Origin of the sequence: Flavobacterium aquidurense (assembly GCF_031458035.1) — a bacterium.
In the GTDB taxonomy this organism is placed as follows: domain Bacteria; phylum Bacteroidota; class Bacteroidia; order Flavobacteriales; family Flavobacteriaceae; genus Flavobacterium; species Flavobacterium aquidurense_C.
Window position 1 is genome coordinate 80,908 of record NZ_JAVDXR010000007.1, and the last position, 19,139, is coordinate 100,046.

The following is a 19,139-nucleotide window of genomic DNA, read 5'->3' on the forward strand; positions in this document are numbered from 1 at the left end:
CTCCATTTCAAATACTTTTAAAATAATCTCTTAACTTTATCTTCCTAAAAATCAAATTCGATTGATTATGAAGATAGACAGCAAAAAGATTAAAATTGAAGGTTATGATATTTTTACCTACAGACGAATCAGGCGCGCTATTGGATATTTGGGTATAAGTCTTCCGATACTTTTGGTTGGGTTGTCATTTATTTCTTTTTTTAAAACTGAGCCTCAGCCTTCGATTAGCAATTATTATTACACCAATCTCAGGGAGATTTTCACAGGAATATTGGCTGCTGTCGGATTATTTTTGATACGTTACAAAGGGCACGGCAATATTTCTGTCTGGAAAAACGACAATTTACTTACCAATATTGCCGGAATTATGGCCATTGGTGTAGCGTTGTTTCCCATGAACCCGGATGATTTTGCGACTAAAATTTACACTTTTATTCCGTATCCTGAAAAATGGCTTGGCTGGCTTCATTATGGTTTTGCGGGTCTGCTTTTTCTGATTATGGCTTTACTGGCCATCAATGTTTTTACGATTGGACAGGAAAACGAAACCCGAGACCCAAAAAGTATTTTAAACGAAAACAATATTTACCGTTTTTGCGGTTATTCGATTATTGTTTTTCTAGTTCTCGTACCAATTTCTGAAACTTTTAAATTGTTCCGATATTCTACTTTACTACTTGAGGCGCTTTCTCTTTTTGCGTTTGGAATTGCCTGGCTGATTAAAGGACGGGCTTTAGGCGACAGCGGTGAAATTGGCAAAAAACTCTATCAGGAAAATAATGCTGTGGATACTGAGAAAGTTCTTGAGGAATAATGCTGATGTTTTTTCAGAAACCTGCAAGCCAATTTGAATTGTGTTTTTTTTGGATAAAAAGAAGTCAACTATTTCAATTATCATTGGCATAGAAAATTTTTACAAATTTGTTTCACTTATTTAAAGCATATTAACTACTATGTGAAAGGAATGATCTTTTTAAATAAAATCATCTCTTACAATTTTAAAAAAATACTTCTTTTGAAAATGAGTGCCCTAGACCCGATAGAAATGGAAATCCTTTTACTTTTTTCTTTAAAAAGTAAAAGATTGAAATGGATAGCGGGAAATAGCTCCTGAAAAAAATATTGAAAATTATATCTCGTTCCCAACCTTTTTATAAAAATAGTGCTCTATAAAGATAGAGGAGTTTCTTCTGGAAAACTTAAAACTATACTTTATGAAAAACGTACTTCTAATCTCGCTGTTATTCGTTGGATTTTTTACTCAGGCTCAAAGTCCGCAACTGAATGTAAAAGGTAAAGATTCTTCTTTGGTTCGCCTGAACCAGCTAAAAGTTGCCGTAAAAATCGTGGGTAATATTGCTTACACCACAACCGAAATGCACTTTTTTAACGGAACGAACCGCCAAATGGAAGCCGAATTACTGTTTCCGTTGCCGGAAGGCGTTTCAGTTTCAAGATATGCCATTGATATTAACGGAAAAATGCGTGAAGCCGTTCCGGTAAATAAAAACAAGGGAAAACAGGTTTTTGAAGCTGTTGAACATCGTCGTGTCGATCCGGGACTGCTTGAAAAAGTGGAAGGAAATAATTTTAGAACCCGAATTTATCCTTTGATGCCGGGAAAAGAGCGCATTGTAATTATTGGTTACGAACAGGAATTAAACAGTTTTGATGCTACTCATTTATCGTATCAAATGTTGAGCAATTATTCTGGAAAATTAGATATTTTTGAGTTGAATGTCGCGGTTATGGGGGCAACCGCGGCACCAACGATTACAAATGATGAAGGAATTCTGGCGTTGGAAAATCAGAATCAGGCTTATTTGACTTCGGTTAAAAAAGAGAATTATCAGCTTAAGAATAAATTAGTTATTACGATTCCTATCCGTGCTGAAATCCCGAGTGTCGTGGCTCAGAGTGTTGACGATCAGCATTATTTTTATGCCAATACGATTTTGGATAATCCTAAAATTCTAAAGAAAAACCCGAATTCAATTGGTTTGATTTGGGATGTTTCTTTAAGCTGCAAAAACCGAAACCTTAAAAAAGAAATTCAATTATTGGATGCGTATTTCAATCAATTGAAAAATGTGTCGGTAACCTTATATTTTTCTGGATATAATTTTGAAAAAAAGAATACTTATGTAATAAAAAATGGCGATTGGACTGCCTTGAAATCTGTTCTCGAAAATGTGGTTTATGATGGCGGAACCCGATTCTCAAAAATCAAATTGCCTGCTCACGATGAATATTTATTTTTTACTGACGGATTATCTTCTTTGAGTTCAAACCTATTGGCCACGACCAAAAGACCAATTTACACCATCAGTTCGCTTGGTTCATCTGATTATGCTTTTTTGAATTATAATGCGATAAAAACGGGCGGAAATTTCATCAACCTGAATCAGTTAAAAACTGAAGAGGCTTATGATAAATTAATGTATCAGAGTTTAAAATTCCTTGGAATCAAAGAAAATTATCTGATTACCGATTTATATCCTATGGCCGGAACGCCGGTTTCGGGAAGCTTTAGCATTGCCGGAATTTCATTAAAAAATTCTAATGATGTGGTATTGCTTTTTGGTTATGACGAAAAACCTGTTTTAGAAAAAACAATCCATATTGATGCTACAATTCCGGTTTCGGGAGAAATTAGTATCGAAAAATTGTGGGCGCAAAAGAAAATTGCAAATCTCGAAATTCAGTACAAAACAAATGCTGACGAAATTGAAACTCTTGGAAAACGTTACGGCATCGTAACTCAAAATACTTCGCTGATTGTTTTGGAAAGTCTGCACGATTATATTCAATATGATATTATTCCGCCAGCAGAATTACGAGCAGAATTTGACAATATCATGAAGCAACAATTGGCAAGCGCTCAGGCAAAAAAATACAGCAATTGGGAAAATGTGGCAAGTTATTACGAACAGCTTAAAATCTGGTGGAATAAAAACACTAAATACAATATTCCGAAACCGGTGCCTGTTACAAAGAATTCAAAAAATATCAGCACAATTACCGGCAATGCCAGGGGCGTTGTTTTAGATCAAAGCGGTCGTCCTGTCCCTGGAGCTACTATTGTTGTAAAAGGCACTCGTCGTGGCACTACTACAGATTTTGACGGCAAATTTGGGATTGATGTTGCCAATGGCGATATACTTCAGATTAGTTTTATTGGAATGGACAGCAAAGAAATTAGGGTTGGAAGCGGAAGAAATTACAATATCACTCTAAAAGACGCACATCAGCAATTATCCGAAGTTGTAGTTACTACAGCAATGGGAATAAAAAGAAGTCAGCATGAAGATGATGAAGAAGATGAAGTCGCAGATAGAAAAGAAAAGAGAAGTAATACCGCTGCTTCTGTAATGATGTTGCGTTCAGAAAGTATTTCGGCTCCAAACATGAACGTTGAAAAAGTGTTGGCCGGTAAAGTTGCCGGAGTTGCGGTTAGCAATGCGCCTGTTTCTGACAATGCAATTCAAAATCAAAATGTTGTAGATGCTAATTTAGATGTTACTGTTGGTTATTCCAGCTCAGAACTTACAAAAGTAAACACTTGGAATCCGGACAGAATTTATCTGAAAGCGTTAGCCAACACGCCTGCTGAAAAACGTTACAGTCTGTATCTTGAGTTGCGCGACGACCAAATTAACAATCCTAACTTTTATTTTGATGTAGCCAATTTCTTTTATGATAATGGACAAAAAGAAAAAGCCTTTTTAGTATTGAGCAACATTGCCGATTTAGGATTAGAAAATCATCAATTATACAAATCGCTGACTTATGTTTTACGTCAGTGGCAAACGTACGACGATGCTTTGTTTACTGCAAACCAAGTAGCAAAATGGAGAGAACAGGAACCACAGGCACATCGCGATTTGGCTTTGACTCTTGAAGATAACAAAGAATATCAAGCTGCTTTTGATGAGTTGCTCAAAGCCTTGGAAGTAAATTATTTTGGCGAAATGAGCGGACAATATTCTGGTGTCGAAGATATTATTTTAATGGATTTGAACAGAATGATTCAGGACCACAGCAGCATTAAAACGGACAAACTGGACAAAAAATATCTGGATAAAATGCCCGTTGCCATCCGCATTATTTTAAACTGGAATCAAATGGATACCGATATTGATCTTAATGTTATTGAACCAACGAACGAAGAATGTTTTTATGGTCACAGAGATACTGAAATTGGTGCCCGTTTCTCGAAAGATTTCACGCAAGGTTATGGACCGGAACAATATTTATTGAGAAATGCCGTGAAAGGAAAATACATTATCAAATCGAATTATTTTGGCGAAAGAGCTCTGACTGAAAATGGCCCAACAACCGTTATGGTGGAAATTTATACGTCTAAAAACGGCGTTACAGAACGAAAATTACAAACGATTCAGCTAGGTAAAATCAAAGAAAATCAAAACCTTGCAGAAGTTGTGATTGATTAATTATTGAATTCATTTTACTGAAAAAGGTTTTTAATTGACATATGAAAGTATGTTTATTAAGACCTTTTTTCTTATCCGTATTTTTTATTTGGAGCACAAGAATTTCGTTTTCAAAATACGTTTTGTCCCGCTATCCGCTATATTCCCGATTAACAAAAACTACGGCTAAAAAGCCTTGTTTTTCTAAATCGGGAGATACCGCTGCTATCGGGGCTAGACAAGAACTTTTACGTTTTTTCATTACTTCATAAACAGAATTACTTTATTCAGAATTAAACAATAACGGTTTCAAATTCATCTACATATTAAAATTAGTTTTATATTTAAATCTGAATCTAAGACGGGAACTAACTTTTACAAAACTGACAAAATGAAGATAAAATCATTTATAATCTTAACCTTATTAGTGAATAACGCTAATGCGCAATCTTATCAGGATATTCATAAAAAAGCAATTCTCGTCGATACGCACAATGATTTCCTGACCAAAGTCATGCAATACGATTTTGCGTTAGATTCAGATTTAAAAGGCAAAACCCATACTGATCTATCCCGACTAAAAACTGGTGGCGTAGATGTTCAATTTTTTTCTGTTTGGAGCGATGGCAATCAAAGAAATCCTTTTGCATTCGCCAATCGCCAGATTGATAGTCTCGATGCCGCAATCAAAAGAAATCCAGACAAAATTGTAAAAGTTGCCAACGTAAAAGAACTTTTAAAAGTCGTAAAGCAAAATAAAATTGCGGCCCTAATCGGACTTGAAGGCGGCCATCAAATTGAAAATAGCCTTGAAAATATCGACATTTTTTACAGTCGCGGTACACGATATATTACATTAACCTGGAATAACTCGACAGATTGGGCAACAAGCGCTTTTGACGAAAAAACTAAACCGGAGTTCAAAGGAAAAGGATTGTCTGACTTTGGGAAGAAAGTGGTGCAGCACATGAATAAAATTGGAATGATGGTTGACATTTCTCATGTTAGTGAAAAAACATTTTGGGATGTAATGGAAACCACTTCAAAGCCAATTATTGCATCTCATAGTTCTGTATATCAGCTATGCCCCGTTCAAAGAAATTTAAAAGACGACCAAATTAAGGCAATCGCCAAAAATAATGGTGTTATCCAAATCAATTTTAATTCGGGTTTTATTGATCCAACGGTAAAAAAAAGAGAAGATGATTTTATGGAAAGTCATAAAGCAGAATTAGATTCTTTAACAGCTGCAACAAAAAATGAAAACATAGCCGAAGAAATGATTCACATCAAATACAAACAGGATTCTGATAAATTAAGAGCTCCTTTTTCATTGGTTATGGATCACATTGAATACATCATAAAATTAGTAGGTATCGATTATGTTGGTATTGGCTCAGATTTTGACGGGATCGTACTGCCTCCACAACAATTAGATGATGTCACCACTTACCCTTTAATTACAAAAGCCCTGATCGAACGAGGATATTCTAAAAAAGATATCAATAAAATTCTTGGCGGAAATATTCTACGGGTATTGAAGGCAAATGAAGTGCATTAGAGAGTAAAAAAGCCTGCAAAATATATAGTTTGCAGGCTTTTTAAAGGTGAACTTGGAAGTACAAAATCCGAACCTTTTAGGACATCTTATAACAAAAGCATTTTTTAAGGCTTCTTCATATAATGTATTGTTTTTTTGACTAACAAAAATCAAGAATTACAAGCTTTTTGTTATTAACTAACTCAATGCTAAGTTAACACACCCAATATTAATCAAATGCTAGAGTAATACTCTACCTTGGCTTAAAATTGTAATTATTTCAATTTACACGCCAACAAGAAAGTCATTAATATTGATAGGCCACTAATCACAAATTAATTAAACGTAAATTTTAACACAAATTCGTTTGTTGCTCTTGCGCTGGCCAACTCTGGTCTTGTACTTACTTCATATGCATATCCGAACGTTAAACGTTTATTGATTGTAAAATCTGCAATTGCTGCTAACGCCTTGTCTGTTCGGTATGAAGCTCCAATTTCAAATATATTGTTTATCTGTAGTAATGTCGTCAAATCTATAGAAACCGGACTTTTGCTAACATATCGCATTAACATCGTTGGCTTTAAAACAAATGTCTCGTTCAAAATAAAATCATATCCTCCACTAAGGTAAAATTGAGGTCTGTCTGTAATAACGCTGGCATACCCGGCATCTGTTTTCGCACTTTCCATACTCAGGATTCTTGGTACAGAAAATGAAACAAAATAGCCGTTGCCTTTCAGTACTGCTCCCGCTCCTACATTAGGCGTAAAGCTACTAATGTCTCCTAAAGCCGGGTCAGCCTGAATGTTGTAGGTGTTCAGTCCTGATGCGTTCACATTAAATGAATTTCCGCCTGCCTTAATTCCAAAATAGATATTTTGTTCTGCTCCTATTTGTAATTTATAGGAAACATCAATTCCCAAAAAAGTTTGTTTTTCTATAAACGTTTTATCGTTTACAACAGAAACACCTATTCCCAGATTTCTTCCCAGCGGAGTGGAAAAAGAAACTGCCTGAGATTTTGGAGCTTCTGCAACCCCACTCCATTGGTCACGATAACTAATTACTGCCATAGTTTCATCATCTATAGCAGCATAAGCTGGGTTTATCATGTTCATGTGGTAACGATACATTGTAAAATTAATTTCCTGTTGGGCAAAAAGATTGCTCCCTATAAAAAGCAACATACCTGTCAATACATAATTCATTTTTTTCATCCTTCTCATTTTTATAATTATTGTGTGATGTATAGCCACCCTCTAAGGTCAATGGTATCATCACCTCCTAAATCAATCTGGTAATAATAAGACCCTGTTTCTAAAAGCCTTCCTTCATTTTTATTACCATTCCAGTCATTTTGATAATTTTTTGCGTTAAAAACCTCCTGACCCAAACGGTTGTAAACATGAACTATAGTACCAGGGTATTTTTCTATATTATGAATCACCCAGGTATCATTAATACCATCACCATTTGGAGTAATTGCTTCTGACGGCAGGACTTTAATTGTATCGGTAACATCTCCATTACCATCATTATCCCTGTCTTTTTGGTCAGGGTTAGGAATTAAAGGAGAATTGTCTTCTGTATCAGGAATACCATCATTATCGTCGTCGGTATCTATCGAATCGTCTATTCCGTCATGATCGGTGTCAACCAATGTATTATTAGAAATCAGAGGGAAATTATCATTCACATCCAAAATACCGTCATTGTCATCATCATCATCACAATTGTCTTTGATGTGGTCATTATCATTATCTCCAAAATTGTTGACAATTGTAACATTTGCTTTGGCTGTAGCTGTATTTCCGCTTTTATCTGTTGCACTCAAAGTAACAGTCACTATAGTAGCAACATCATTATTGGTATCATTACAGTTAAATATTTTCTTGCTTAATTTCAATGATACGTTACCACAATTATCGAAACTACCATTATTTATATCATCTTCATTAATTGTAGCATTCCCTGATTCATCTAAGAATACAGTGATATTCTTAGTTAAAACAGTTGGTACTATAAGGTCACGTACCTCAACCAATTGTGTGGCGTGTGCAGTATTTCCTTCCTTATCTGTAACTGTCCATGTTACGGTAGTAGTCCCTATTGGAAATGATTTCGGTGCATCATTGACAACAGATTGTACCGAGAAGTTGTTTGCTGTTACTGGAGTTCCTAAAACAACTCCTGAAGCCTCACAACCCGAGGTTAGATTTACATTTACCTTTGGCGGAGCAATGATAGTTGAGGAAGTATTATCCATCACGGTTACAATTTGAGTGGCGGTTGCTTTATTTCCGCTTCCGTCAATTACTGTCCATGTTACAGTGGTATTTCCTATCGGGAATGTTTTTGGAGCATCATTAATCACTGAAGCTACAGAGCAATTGTCTGCCGTTACAGGAGTTCCTAAAACTACTCCTGAAGCTTCAGAACCTGAAGTTACACCTGTACTTACTGCTGCCGGAGCAGTGATACTCGGCTTCATATTGTCAACCACTGTTACAATTTGAGTCGCAGTTGCAGTATTACCGCTTCTGTCTGTTACTGTCCATATTACGGTAGTATTTCCGATTGGGAACGTTGCCGGAGCATTATTCATTACCGAACTTCCTGAGCAATTATCTGTTGTATCAGCAGTTCCTAAAGCTACCCCTATAGCTTCGCAACCCGAAGTTACATTAACCTGTACCGTTGCAGGAGCTTTAATATTTGGCTTGATATTGTCAACTATTGTTACAATTTGAGTTGCAGTAGCTGTATTACCATTTTTGTCTGATACTGTCCATGTTACAGTCGTATTTCCAATTGGGAAAGTGGTTGGAGCATTATTAACTACTAACGCTACCGAGCAATTGTCTGACGTTACCGGAGTTCCTAAAGATACTCCGCTAGCTCTACAGCCCGAAGCAATATCCATACTTACTGCTGCAGGAGCGGTAATAGTCGGTTTAATATTATCAACTACCGTTACCATTTGTGTCGCAGTTGCTTTATTGCCACTTGCATCTGTAACCGTCCACGTTACTATAGTTTTTCCGATCGAGAACGTTGCCGGAGCATCATTCACTACTGAAGTTACTGAGCAATTGTCAGACGTTACAGGAGTTCCTAAAACTACTCCTGTAGCTTCACAATCTGAAATTGCCTCTATACTTACCCCTGCCGGAGCAGTGATACTCGGCTTGATATTGTCAACTACCGTTACCGTTTGAGTCGCAGTTGCAGTATTCCCGCTTTTATCTGTTACTGTCCATGTTACTGTAGTATTTCCGATTGGGAATGTTGCCGGAGCATTATTGATTACTTTGCTTCCTGAACAATTGTCTGATGTAACAGGAGTTCCTAAATTTACTCCTGTAGCTTCGCAACCTGAAGTTACATTCACATTTACTGTTGCGGGAGCTGTTATTGTTGGTAAAATAGTATCAGAGACTGTTACCATTTGTGTCGCAGTTGCTTTATTCCCACTTTTGTCTGTTACTGTCCATGTTACTGTAGTATTTCCGATTGGAAATGTTGCAGGAGCATTATTCGTTACTGTACTTCCTGAACAATTGTCTGATGTAACAGGAGTCCCTAAATTTAATCCTATAGCTTCGCATCCTGAAGTTACATTCACGCTTACTGTTGCAGGAGCTGTTATTGTTGGCAAAATGTTATCTGTTACAGTAACTATCTGAGTTGCCGTTTCTTTATTGTCACTTGCATCTGTTACTGTCCATGTTACTGTAGTATTTCCGATCGGGAAGGTTGCCGGAGCATCATTTACTACTGAACTTATTGAACAATTGTCTGCCGTAATAGGAGTTCCTAAAACTACTCCAGTAGCTTCGCAACCTGAAAGTGCATCTATACTTATCGCTGGAGGAGCTGTAATAGTTGGCTTGATCTTGTCTACAACTGTTACAGTTTGAGTAGCAGTTGCAGTATTACCACTTCTGTCTGTTACTGTCCATGTTATGGTAGTATTTCCGATTGGAAATATCGTTGGTGCATCATTAACTACTGAAGCTACTGAACAATTGTCTGCCGTAACAGGAGTTCCTAAAGCCACTCCTGCAGCCTCGCAACCCGAGGTCACATTCACGTGTACCGCTGCCGGAGCTGTAATAGTCGGCTTGATATTGTCAACTACTGTTACAATTTGAGTTGCAGTAGCGGTATTACCATTTTTGTCTGATACCGTCCATGTTACAGTAGTGTTTCCTATTGGGAAAGTCGTTGGAGCATTATTAATTACCAACGCTACCGAGCAATTGTCTGACGTTACAGGAGTTCCTAACGATACGCCACTAGCTCTACAACCTGAAGTTACATTCACACTCACTGGTGCCGGAGCAGTTATGGTTGGCAAAGTAGTATCAGAAACAGTAACAATTGCAGTTTTCGTGGCTGTATTACCACTTTGGTCTTTAACTGTCAATGTTACCGTGTTTACACCGATATTGGCACAGCTAAAAAGATTTGGATAAACGCTCATTGTAGCGATTCCACAATTATCTGTACTATTATTATCGATATCAGCAGCAGCGATAGAAACATTTCCTGTTGCGTCCAAAGACACGCTAATATCTTTAGTTAAAACTGTCGGCATAATACTATCAACTACTGTTACCGTTGCAGTATTAGTAGCCGTATTACCATTGACATCTGTGACGGTCAATTTAACTGTATTGGCACCTTTGTCAGCACAGCTAAAGCTGTTTTTATCAATGCTCATTGAAGCGATTTCACAATTATCAGTACTGTTATTATTGATATCTCCCGCAACAATAGAAACATTCCCTGTAGCATCTAAAGATACCGTGATATCTTTAGTCGAAACTATCGGCAAAATATCATCTATTATTGTTACAGTTGCGGTGCCAGTAGCTATATTTCCGTTTACATCAGTTACCGTTAATGTTACAGTGTTTACCCCTTTGTTCGAACAAGTAAAGTTACTTGGACTAACACTCATGGAAGCAATTTCGCAATTATCAGTACTGTTATTATTTATATCTGCCGCAGTGATAGACAATTTACCTGTGGCATCCAAAGAAACAGTAACATTTTTAGTAGAAACTGTTGGTAAGATATTGTCAGTTACGGTAACAATTTGGGTTGCAGTCGCCGTATTACCACTTCCGTCTGTAATTGTCCAGGTTACTGTAGTATTTCCTATCGGGAAAACACCTGGAGCATTGTTATCTACTGAAGCTACCGAACAATTGTCTGCCGTAACAGGAGTTCCTAAAGCTACTCCTGAAACTTCACAACCCAAAGTTATATTAACGCCTACTGCTGCAGGAGCTATTATGGTTGGTTTTATATTATCAACTACTGTTACGATTTGAGTTGCTGAAGCTGTATTACCAGCTCCATCTGTCACTGTCCACGTCACAGTAGTATCACCTATTGGGAAAGAGGTTGGCGCATTGTTTTCAACTGAAGCAACCGAGCAATTGTCTGCCGTAACAGGAGTTCCTAAAGCTACTCCTATAGCTTCGCAGCCTGAAGTTACATTCACACTTACTGCTGCAGGAGCCGTTATTGTTGGTAAAATGTTATCCGTTATGGTAACTATTTGGGTTGCAGTTGCTGTATTACCACTTTCGTCTGTGACCGTCCATGTTACGGTAGTATCTCCAATTGGGAATGTTGTTGGCGCATTATTACTTACTGAAGCAACCGAGCAATTGTCTGCCCTTACCGGAGTTCCTAAAGCTACTCCTGTAGCTTCACAACCCGAAGTTACATTCATCCTTAAAGCCGCCGGAGCTGTAATAGTTGGCTTGATATTATCAACTACAGTTACAATTGCAGTTTTAGTAGCCGTATTACCACCTAAATCCGTTATAGTCAGCGTTACGGTATTGGCTCCTTTATTTGAACAGTTAAAGTCACTTATATCAAGGCTTCTTTTGGCAATTCCACAACTTCCCGTACTGTTATTATCTATATCAGCTGGAAGAATAGAAGCAGTGCCTGAGTCATTTAAATATACAGTGATGTTTTTAGTAACAACTGTTGGAGGAGTAGTTTCTATTGAGATTGTTTTGACCGGAGTATTCGAAAAACAATTTCCATTACCCACTACAGCTCTGTAATAAGTTGTCTCAGTAAGATTTACCGCTGTGTAAGTGGTACTATTTTCTCCCGAAATATCGGTAAAAGTATTTCCATCTGTTGAAGATTGCCACTGAATTTCACCATCGTTTCCGTCTAATGTCAGAATTGTAGAATTAGTTCCATTACAAACAGTTCCCCCTCCCGTAATAGTCCCTGCTACTACAGCTGGACTAACTGTTATCGTTACCGGATTTGTTGTATCAATACATACTCCGCTTGAGACTACAGCTTTGTAATAAGTTGTAGCAGTAAGATTGGTCGCCGTATAAGTCGATGCAGTTTCTCCAGAAATGTCTGCAAAAGTAATATTGTCAGATGAAGACTGCCATTGTATTGAACCCCTATAATCATTTAAAGTTAATACTGTTGAGTTTTTTCCTGCGCATACTGTTGCTTCCCCAGAAATAGAACCGGCTACAGAAGGCAGGTCCAGAATAAATCCTGGCGCTAAAGCCGTTCCACCTGCTGTAGTAACCTCAACATCTCCAGAAGAACCTGTTATACCGTTTACTGTTATTTGTGTATCTGAATCTACTGTGAAATTAGTCGCTAAAGTTCCTCCTAATTTTACAGCTGTTGCATCGGTAAGATTTATACCGCTAATAATTACGTTTCCTCCCTGACAAATATTTACTGGATTAAAAGAGGTTATTACTGGGGCTGATGTCAAAACAATAAAAGTAAAATCAGTTGAACTAACTGCTGTTCCTGCCGGAGTAGTTACTTCAATCTTTCCGGCGCCGGTTCCATTAGGCACCGTAATCGTTATGCTGTTTTTAGAATCTACTGTAAACGCTGTCGGTATACCATTAATCAGAACCTCTGTAGCACCTGATAAATTAGTTCCTGCTAAAGTTATTGTGTTTCCGGCTAATCCCATAGCTGGTGTAAAAGAAACTATAGCTGGTGGAAGAGCCTCTTCTACCGTAATACTGTGTGTCACTGTTTTTGGACAGCCTCCGGTATTTACCGTGTAGCTGATAATAGCTGTTCCTAAATCTACTCCTGTAATTGTTCCGTCAGGACTGATTGGCGCAATTCCCTGATCAGACGTGCTCCAAATCCCACCAGGAGTATTATTTTGTAAATGAGCGTTAAATCCTTGAGATACTTCAGATGGACCTGTAATTGGCGTCACGACAGGAAGTGCTGTAACAGTTACTGTAGTAGTCGCAGGAATCGTTGCAAGACATCCGTTAACAGTATCTGTGTACTTAACTGTAACTGTTTTATCGCCTGCTGTCATCCATTTTAAGGTAACTGTATTATCTAGTAGTGAAGTTCCACCTGATATTATAGTGTAATCAACGCCTGCTGTACCTTGCACAGACCAAATATAATTATTTTGCCCTGCTTCAGTCGTATACGTTACATCTGTTTCTGCACAAACTATAGTAGCTTGTGAATCCAATTCTGTTTGCGCAGTTAAACTAACTGTTGGTAGTGGATTCACTATGATCGTCTTATTCCCTGATTGAAGATTTGTTCCCGGAGTTGGGCTATTTGAATCCGTAATTCTTACCAAAGCATAAACAAATTTACCATCTGTACCAGTAGGAACTGTTACATCAACCGTATCAGAATCTGAAGTAGTCGAAACTGTTTTGCTCGTTCCTCCATTAATTGTATATTCAAAAGTATAAGGGCGTGCACTACCTGAACCTGTAAAAGTAATAACAGGCAAAACAGTATCATCCTTACAAACGATCGTATTTGCAGAGGTCGTAATTGTTGCAAAAGGAGCATTGGTGCTGGTTGTAATTATATTAGAATCGTTATAGCCAGTCGCTTTTACGCGATAATAATAAAATGTATTTGCCAATATACCATTAGCAGCACCCGTAAGTTCTTTTGAAGTTCCCGAAACTGTAAAAGGCGAACCTGTCACAGGATGAGTGAAAGCATTGTCTGTTGCCACTTCAAGAGTATATGACTGAATGTTATGCAAAGGTGGATTAGACCAATTGGCCACAAAACTGGTAGAAGTTCTATCAGAAGCCTCTGTAGCTACTAAGGTTTCTGTTGTACCTGTTTTTATTGACGTCACATTGGAATATTGGCCTGTATTGGCAACCACAGTTACAGTCGATTTATCTGAACGTACTCTATAGTAATAAGTAGTATTTACCGCCAATGCCGTATTTACGTCATAAGATGTCACATTACCTATATTTTTACCATTATAACCACTAATAAAAGTTCCAAAATTTGGATCTGTTGATACATCTAAAAGATAATTATCAGCTTTGCCTACTACTGAAGAAGTCCAGTTGGCCGTAAAGCCAAGCGAATATGTCTTAGTAGCTGGTATTGTGGCAGGCACCACCATAGCAAAACTCTCCTCCCAGTTTGATGTTGCTCCGTTTAAGGCAAAACCAGTTAAAGTTCCATTACTTTTAGTGGTTGTTTGATCGTACAAAATTGTATTTCCTGGATTAGCAGCTCCAGATACCCCTTGATTAAAGCTATAGTAGTTTATCAGATATTTAGTAGTAGGATTCGTTGCGTCTGCGGCATTATTTGGTACAAGAGATTTATAATTCGCTTGAATTTCTTGGGTTGACCGAACATAGTTCCAAATTCTAACTTCGTCCAAAAGACCATTATAAAAATTTGCAGGAGCTGCACCTAAAATAGTTCCTAAATATAAACTGGCAGAAGCATTTAGAGAATTATGATTTCCCTGAGTATAAGAAGCATCAAGAACACCATTAATATATATTTGCATTAAACCAGAAGTTTTAGCTCTTGTAATGGCAACATGCACCCATCTGCCAGTATTGACATCAGCGTTTGAATAAAGGGTGTATTCTGGGTTTCCAACACCAAAAGAAATTTTCTTATTTACTATACCAATTCCAAAATCATTTGTTACACCAGATATTTCCGAACCGATTATTCCGCTTGCTTCATGCCATAATTTACCTGCAGCAGCACCAGCCTGAGTGGTTTTCATCCAAAATTCGATTGTAAAATCATCCTGAGGATTTCTTGGCATTGTAACATAATCGCCACTTCCGTCGAAACTTAAGGCATTGCCCGGCTCTGCAGCGGTAACATTTAAGTTTACCGAATTTGTCAATTTTTGTACAGGGTCGGTACTTAGACCACCGTATTCAACTATATAATAATTTACATAAGTGTTGCTATCTGTAAAATCATTCCATGTTCCGAATGTATTACTATAATATCCTGCAAAGTTTTCGGTAGTACCATTTGAAGTGGAGTTATTAGGTTCATTAGGAGCCCAACTGCCATTATATTGGCCAGTAGCCGCTACAGACGGATAATTGCTTTGTGCAAATTGTGTCCCTGCTTCCGGCCCGGTTACCCAATACCATCTCCCTTCTGAATACGTTTGGCTCAGATAATAAGCTTTGGTCGAACACGCATTAATAACTGAATAGGCATCACTAGCTCCGATCCATGCGGATTGCGGAGTCAATATTTGTTTAAGAAAGACGTTCTCAGCTGCCGTTGTTGGGGTTGCCAAATACCCTTTACAGTTAAGAGCTGATCTAAGTTCCGCGGCAGTTTTAGCATTTGTCCATGTTATATTAGCACCAGCATTTACAACTTCGTAGAAGTGACCGTTAAACGAAGGCAATGATCCGGCAGAAAAAGTAATAGTTCTGTTGCCTATTCCATTTTTATACCCCATAAATTTTACATTTCGCAAAACCGTTTGCCAGTTGGCTGCAGTTGCGCTACCGGTGAAAAGCAGCATTCCTTTAGTTGAATCATAAGTTGGAGCTGCTATACCGTTATATGGGAATGTTATACCAGAACAAGACAAAACATCTCCATTTTGCATACCATCTGATATTACCACGTTAAAACCTGTAATATTTATATCAGTAGCGACGCTGATATTTGGATCGACTACAGTACCTGTATTGGTTAATAAATTGAATGTAGTACTTGTTGTGGTAGAAGTTATATTGATAGGCGACGGAGCCGTATTTACTGTTACATAATTAGCTAAATTATCAGCATTAAGCGCATAAAAACCCTGGTTAACTACTGCTGAAGCCCCTTTGTTTGCACGAACTCTCCAGTAATAAACCGTACCCGGCGTCAATCCTGTTATGACAGATGAGGTAACGGGACCAACATTTTTATTGGTATAACCCGGTAATAAATTAGTAAATGCCGCATCTTTTGCTACTTCAAGCACATAATTATCAGCTGTTCCTATAGCTGGTGCAGTCCAATTGGCTGTAAAACCTGTAGGGATAATATCTGTAGTAGACAATGCTTGAGGACTTATCATGGCATAGCTTTCCACCCAGTTTGAGGTGGTGCCACTCAAAGTCATATTATTTAGAATGGCATGAAACCCATTTCCTGACAAGTCAGTTAATATATTGCCTGTTGAAGCATTAAAACGATAATATCCTAACAAATTACCTGCTATTTGCGCTGCAGGGTCTATTTCTGCAAACATTCCATTGACTATTTGAGATTTGGTACGTACGGTATTCCATACTTTTACCTCGTCTATAGTACCTTTAAAAAAGTCATAGGCTGGAGCAGGATTAGTAGTTCCGTTACCATTTGTCCAATCTTTGAATCCGCCTATTTTTAAAACACCATCAAAGTTCTCAGAGTCTTTTGTAATTGCCATGGTTTTATCCAGGACTCCATCCATATAAAGATTCATTGTTCTTCCGTCAAAAGTGGCAGCTACATGGTGGTATCGACCATCGTTGTATGTTTTGGTAGAGGTCAGGATTTGACCGGTGCCATTCCAAACCGCAAATTTCACTTTTCCAGCATTCATATAAACGAACTTACTCCAATAGTAAGCATTGACTCCGTCATTAAATCCTACGATACCTCCGTTGGTTCCCGTAGTTTTAAACCAGGCCTCAAAAGTGAATATATTAGGTGTTTTTATGGTTCCTGTGGCAGCTGCAAAGTCATCGACTCCGTCAAAATTAAGACCGTTGCCCGGATTACTCATCGTACCGATTGTTACTGGCAGTCCTACGGAAAAAGCATTCGTTGTACCTATCTGACGGGCATATACCTGATAAGTTCCCGCAGGTCTTATAAGGTGCGTGGAGGTTTGCCAAGAAGATTGATCAGTAGAATATTCAAGGTATCCAGTAGCGGTAACACGCAAATTATCTACAGCGTGATACTCTGCGCAATTAGTAGCAGTACCGCTAGAAGTACTTGAAGAAAAAGCATATTGCCAACTCGATTTATTATCTGTTAGATAATTTGATGGCAATTGCAGGTTTTTAAAAATAAGCACATTATTGTGCATCAAAGTCAATTGCCCTTCACTATTAATAGTAATACTTACAGGAACCCAAGTACCTGTCGCCAAAAAAGCGTTTGTAATAGAAGCCCCGGGAGCACCACGGTAACTATTTCCTACCTGAACACCCTTATACCACACCGAAATTCCCCAGTTTGCCGTCGATCCGTTGTCGTTAAAACTCACCGACAATCCTTCATTAGTTCTGCCGAAGGCATCTCCCTGATTGTCTGTATAATCAAAATTTCCATAATTGAAAGATATACCATCTGCAGCACAGGTTCCCTGGCCTCCCATATATTGAGCATACGCTACTTCAAAAGAATTCGGCTGAATAGAAGGTTTAAAACCCCAGCTACCCTTTGCATTATTTGTATTTCTGGTCAATGACAAAGTTTCATCTACAATACTGGCATTTCCAACCACACCACTTCCATTTGGAAGCGTTCCGAAACCGGTGGACAATATATTTATCTGACCGTTTAATACACCGGAAACATCTATACTCCCCTGATTGTATGCTCCAATATTATTGGCAGTAACACGCAGCACCGATAACGGATCTATTAACGTAAAAGTTAATTGAGCAAAAGCATCCCCAACATCTTCATCTGTTTTTAGTTCGATCGTTGTGGTAGCCGACAAATTGCCTTTCCATACATCGCGATGCAATGTACCACCAAAATCATATCCACCATGACGCCATACTTCCTTTCCGTCAATCAATAAAATTGCCGTATCATCATGCTCTGGCATACTGATACTGTATGTTCCTGATGGAAATCCTTTACGTTTATAGGAAAATGAGAAATAATCGTTAGAAGTGGTACCATGACCAACACAGCTTACAAATGGAGAACCTGAAGTTCCATTTGCAGCTGACGGAGTTGAAACTTTACTCCATCTATCTTCAGTACTAAACGAAAGTCTGGTATCTGTATAATATCCAATATAGTTGTCTTTCCATGCACCAGATCCTCCATAACCGTCACCAGCATTGTACACCGCAACATTCCAGACATTATCTCCGAATCCGATTGGTGTACATTGAGCAGATATAGTGTTCTGCATCATAAGTGTCAAGAGAAGAATCCAACTTTGCAATATGATTTTACTCTTCAAATTAAATCCATTAAACTTTTTTAATTCAGTTTTCATAAGTGAAAAATTAATTTCCAGGTTGTTTATTAGGCATTTACAACTATTATTTGGGGCAAAAATAAATTACATCTCATTTCTTAAGGGACCATCGAAGACTGAATAACAACACGATAAGTCTTTTTTTTTATTTATTAAAAGCAAGAAAAATGGGCAAATTCATTCTATAAAGATCACCCATCCCTGAATAAAGGAAGTACTAAACGGAATCTCTGTCTAAACAACTTGGAGAAAAATACAGCCTGATTTATAATGAACTATCAGGAAACTTATTGTGATATTAGATATTTCACAATTGCTATCTCGGAATTAAAAATGTAGGATAATCTATTAGGTAACCATGACATATCTTTGATGATTAACTTCCAGATTCTGTCTATTGGTTATTACATTCCAATTAAATTCTGTAGTAAATTAAAACAAAAGGACTATAATGAAGCTGTACTTTTATAAGATGGATTTTTCTTCTTTGGACTGAAAATCGATGGTCACTCGACCTTTTTTCTAGTTCCATGAATTTAATATATTCTAATACAAATTCGGAAGACTTGTCGATATTGAATTTCTATTTTTTTGCAAATTCCCATGAACCATGATTTTACCATAGAAATTTTAAGCG

The 19,139-nt window shown here is 37.7% G+C and carries 5 protein-coding genes; 3 read left to right on the forward strand and 2 right to left on the reverse strand.

Annotated features, from left to right (window positions below):
* The first annotated feature begins 67 nt into the window (after positions 1-67).
* From J2X17_RS12585 to J2X17_RS12595, 3 genes are all read left to right on the forward strand, one after another.
* Positions 68-814, forward strand: a complete 747-nt coding sequence (locus J2X17_RS12585; RefSeq protein WP_310298477.1) for a hypothetical protein — start codon at positions 68-70, stop codon at positions 812-814.
* Positions 815-1,214: 400 nt separating this feature from the next.
* Positions 1,215-4,454 (forward strand): VIT domain-containing protein, encoded by a 3,240-nt coding sequence (locus J2X17_RS12590; RefSeq protein WP_310298480.1) that lies wholly within the window; start codon positions 1,215-1,217, stop codon positions 4,452-4,454.
* Positions 4,455-4,824: 370 nt separating this feature from the next.
* Positions 4,825-5,994 (forward strand): dipeptidase, encoded by a 1,170-nt coding sequence (locus J2X17_RS12595; RefSeq protein ID WP_310298483.1) that lies wholly within the window; start codon positions 4,825-4,827, stop codon positions 5,992-5,994.
* A gap of 314 nt (positions 5,995-6,308) precedes the next feature.
* On the opposite strand, the gene J2X17_RS12600 is transcribed toward J2X17_RS12595, so the two are convergent.
* Together J2X17_RS12600 and J2X17_RS12605 are read right to left on the reverse strand one after the other, a co-directional pair.
* Positions 6,309-7,193 (reverse strand): PorP/SprF family type IX secretion system membrane protein, encoded by an 885-nt coding sequence (locus tag J2X17_RS12600; protein ID WP_310298486.1) that lies wholly within the window; start codon positions 7,191-7,193, stop codon positions 6,309-6,311.
* A 17-nt stretch (positions 7,194-7,210) separates the two neighbouring features.
* Positions 7,211-18,520, reverse strand: coding sequence for an HYR domain-containing protein (locus tag J2X17_RS12605; protein ID WP_310298490.1), 11,310 nt, complete (start codon positions 18,518-18,520; stop codon positions 7,211-7,213).
* Positions 18,521-19,139: the final 619 nt, after the last annotated feature.

Excerpts from the sequence above, each read along its gene's own strand:
- J2X17_RS12590 (WP_310298480.1), top strand. The coding sequence starts at position 1,215 with ATGAAAAACGTACTTCTAATCTCGCTGTTATTCGTTGGATTTTTTACT.
- J2X17_RS12605 (WP_310298490.1), bottom strand. The coding sequence starts at position 18,520 with ATGAAAACTGAATTAAAAAAGTTTAATGGATTTAATTTGAAGAGTAAA.
- J2X17_RS12585 (WP_310298477.1), top strand. The coding sequence starts at position 68 with ATGAAGATAGACAGCAAAAAGATTAAAATTGAAGGTTATGATATTTTT.
- J2X17_RS12600 (WP_310298486.1), bottom strand. The coding sequence starts at position 7,193 with ATGAAAAAAATGAATTATGTATTGACAGGTATGTTGCTTTTTATAGGG.
- J2X17_RS12595 (WP_310298483.1), top strand. The coding sequence starts at position 4,825 with ATGAAGATAAAATCATTTATAATCTTAACCTTATTAGTGAATAACGCT.